The sequence below is a fragment of the Xanthomonas sp. 3058 genome (assembly GCF_014199765.1).
GTDB classification, from domain to species: Bacteria; Pseudomonadota; Gammaproteobacteria; order Xanthomonadales; family Xanthomonadaceae; genus Xanthomonas; species Xanthomonas campestris_B.
The window spans coordinates 1-4064 of record NZ_JACHOF010000042.1 but is presented as its reverse complement, the minus strand read 5'-3'; the positions used below and the strand labels follow the sequence as shown (position 1 = coordinate 4064).

1 protein-coding gene is annotated in these 4064 nt (G+C 66.2%); it reads left to right on the top strand.

Annotated elements, in window-relative coordinates:
* Positions 1-4064, top strand: a 4064-nt coding sequence (locus tag GGR61_RS20700; RefSeq protein ID WP_184623785.1) for a non-ribosomal peptide synthetase, incomplete at both ends; no start/stop codon positions are given.

Here is a 4064-nt window from a genome sequence, read left to right as displayed (position 1 = left end):
CAGGACTACCGCGGCGACAGCATCGAGATCGCCCTCGATGCCGAACTCACCAGCGCATTGCGCGCCTTGAGTCAACGTCATGGCAGCACCGTCTTTATGACGGTATTGGCCGCCTGGTCAGTGCTGCTGTCACGCCTGTCTGGACAGGACGAAGTCGTGATCGGCGCGCCGGTCGCCAACCGCACCCGCAGCGAACTCGAAGCGCTGATCGGCTTCTTCGTCAACGCCCAGGCGCTGCGGATCGATCTGCGTGCCAACCCGTCGGTCGCCGAGCTGTTGAGCCAAGTCCGTGCCACTGCATTGGCCGCGCAGGACCATCAAGATCTGCCCTTCGAGCAAGTGATCGAAGCGCTCAATCCCACCCGCAGTTTGTCCGCCCAACCGGTGTTCCAGGTGGTGCTGACCTGGCAGAACGTCCCAGATGCCGACCTGACCCTGCCGGGCATCGCACTGCAGCCGTTCCAGTCGCCATCGGCCGATGCCAAGTTCGATCTGGAGCTGTTCCTGGGCGAAGTTGGGGACCGCATCGTCGGTAGCCTGAGCTATGCCAGCGCGCTGTTTGACCGCGGCACCATCGAGCGCCATCTGGCCCAGTTCGTCCAGCTGCTGGCCGGCATGGCCGCCGATGAGCAGCTGCCCATCGCGCAGCTGCCGCTGCTGCCTGGCGACGAACGCGCCCAGTTGCAGCGCTTCACCACTACCGAGACCGCGGCGCTAGATCCGGCGCAGTGCATCCACCACCTGTTTGAAGCGCAGGTACGGCGCACGCCCGATGCCATCGCCTTGCAGGAAGCAGATGTTCAACTCAGCTACGCCGTCCTCGAAGCGCGCGCCAATCAGCTGGCCCATCGTCTGCGCAGCTTGGGCGTTGGAGCGGAGAGCCGCGTCGCGTTGTATCTGCCGCGTGGGATCGATCAAGTCGTGGCCCTGCTCGCGGTCCTCAAGGCCGGCGCGGCCTATCTGCCGCTGGACCCGGAACTGCCCAGCGAACGTCTGGCCTTCCTGCTGGAAGACAGCCGTCCGCGTGCGGTGCTGACCTGCAGCGAGCTGCAGGATCGCCTGCCCGCCAGCCGCGCCATGCTGCGGGTCAGCGTGCTGACCCTGGACACCGACACACACAGCGATCTTGAAGACCCCGGCGCACCGAGCGTCCCCGGCCTGTGCCCGGACCATCTGGCCTATGTGATCTATACCTCCGGCTCCAGCGGCCAGCCCAAGGGCACCTTGCTCACGCACGCCAGTGCCACGCACTACCTGCAATGGGCCGTGCAGACCTATCGGCCGCAACCCAGCGCGGTGGTGTCCTCCTCCTTGTCCTTCGACGCCACCCTGACCAGCCTGCTCGCCCCGCTGCTATGCGGCGCCCAGGTCGAACTGCTGCCCGAACACGACACCCTCGATGCGCTGCGGCAACGCCTGTGCGACCCCACCCCGCTGGGCCTGGTCAAACTCACCCCGGCGCATCTGGAAGTGCTCGGTCAGCAGTTGGCCGAGCACCAGGAACCGCTCAGCCCGGCGATGATGGTGATCGGTGGCGAAGCCTTGCCTGCAGCCACGCTCGCCCGCTGGCAGACCCTCGCACCGCACACGCGGCTGATCAACGAATACGGCCCTACCGAAACCGTGGTCGGCTGCGTTGTCCACGACACCACCCGCGAAGATGCACTGGACCCCAGTGGCCGCGTGCCGATTGGCAAACCGATTGCGCATCTGCGCATCCACGTGCTCGACGCGCACGCTCAGCTGGCACCGATTGGTGTCAGCGGACAGCTGCATATCGCTGGGCCACAGCTGGCACGCGGCTATCTAGGCCGACCGGACCTGACTGCCGAACGCTTCATCCCAGATCCGTTCGCCGACCAGCCCGGCCAGCGCATGTATCGCACGGGTGACCTTGCCTGCTGGCGTGCCGATGGCGCGCTGGACTATCTCGGCCGCAACGACGATCAGGTCAAGCTGCGCGGCTTCCGCATCGAGCTGGGCGAGATTGCCGCCGCCCTGCGCGCGTGTGCCGGCGTGGACGATGCCGCTATCTTGCTGCGCGAGGACACCCCCGGCGAGCCGCGTCTGGTCGCCTATCTGGTCGGCGACGCCGAGCAGCTCAGCGCCGACACGCTGCGCACCCAGCTGGCCACGCGCCTGCCCGAGGTGATGCTGCCGACCGCGTATGTAATCGTGGAAACACTGCCACTCACCGCCAACGGCAAACTGGACCGCCGCGCTCTGCCGGCACCCGATGCCGACGCACTCGCAGTGCAGGCCTACGTCGCACCGCAAGGCGAGCTGGAACTGCTGCTGGCCGCGCTGTGGCGCGAGCTGCTCGGCGTCGAACAATTCGGCCGCCACGACAGCTTCTTCGCACTCGGCGGCCACTCCCTACTTGGCGTGCGCCTGATCTCGCGCATCCGCAGCACCCTCGGCCTGGAACTGCCGCTGGCCGCGCTGTTCGCCCAACCACGACTTTCCGATCTGGCTCAGGCGTTAGACACCACCGCTGCCAGCACCCTGCCGGCTATCGTGCCGGCAGACCGCAGCGCATTGCTGCCGCTGTCCTTTGCCCAGCAGCGTCTGTGGCTCCTGGACCGGCTTGATGAGCGTGCAGCACTGGCCTACCTGATCGCCGGCGGCGTGCGCCTGTCCGGCAAGCTGGACCGTGATGCCCTGGGCAAGGCGCTAGACCAGCTCCTGGTTCGCCATCAGGCGCTTCGGACCGTCTTCGCCTCCGATCAAGACACACCCACCCAGGTTGTGCTCCCCGCGCAGCGCAGCTTTGTTCTGGACTGCATCGATCTGCGCCAGGCCGCAGATCCCGAGGCCGATGCCCAGCGCCACGCCGAACAGGAAACCGGCACGCCCTTCGATCTCACCTCCGGCCCGCTGATTCGTGGCCGCCTGCTGCAGCTGGCCGAGCACGAACATCGCCTGCTGATCACGATCCACCACATCGTGGCCGATGGCTGGTCCATCAGCGTCCTGCTACATGAACTGGGCGCCCTGTACACCGCCTTTGCGCTGGGCCAGCCTGATCCGCTGCCGCCGCTGTTGATCCAGTACCCGGACTACGCGCTATGGCAGCGCCGCTGGCTCGATGGCCCGCTGCTGCAGCATCAGCTGAGCTTCTGGCAACAGCACCTGCAGGGTGCACCGGCGCTACTGGAACTGCCCACTGACCGCCCGCGTCCGGCCCTGCAGGACTACACCGGCGGCACGATGGATCTGGCGTTGGATGCCGATCTCACCGCTGCATTGCGTGCCTTGAGTCAACGTCACGGCACGACCGTGTTCATGGCGTTGCTTGCGGCCTGGGGTGTGCTTCTGGCACGCCTGTCCGGCCAGGACGAGGTGGTGATCGGCACCCCGGTGGCCAACCGCACACGTAGCGAACTGGAGCCGCTGATCGGCTTGTTCGTCAACACCCAGGCGCTGCGGATGGATCTGCGCGGCGATCCGAGTATCGCCCAACTGCTGGCCCAGGTCCGAAGCACTGCACTGGCGGCGCAGGCGCATCAGGATGTGCCGTTTGAACAGATCATCGAACGCCTCAACCCGCCGCGCCATCTGAGCCACACGCCGCTGTTCCAGGTGATGTTTGCCTGGCAGAACACACCTGCGATCGCGCTGGATTTGCCAGATCTGCAGCTGGAAAGCGTGCAGAGTCCCTTCCCGATCAGCAAGTTCGATCTGGAGTTGACCCTGCAGGAAGACGGCGCGCACATCGTGGGCAGCCTGGGTTACGCCGCAGCGCTGTTTGATGCGAGCACGATCCAGCGCTGGTGGGGCTGTTTTGAGCAGATGCTGCATGCGCTGACGGGCGAGGAAGACTGTCGCGTTTCGCAGCTGCCTTGGCTGCATGAGGCACAGCGTCAGCAGCTAGCTGAGTTCGGCACCGGCGTGATCGCCGCCCTGCCTGAGCAGACATTGCATCAACGTTTTCAGGCCCAGGCCCAGCGCACGCCGGACGCCATCGCCGTGGTGTCGGACCAGCGCTACGTCAACTATGCCGCGCTCGATGCACACGCGAATCGACTGGCGCAGCGTTTGCTCGCCGTGGGTCTGCACGCCGG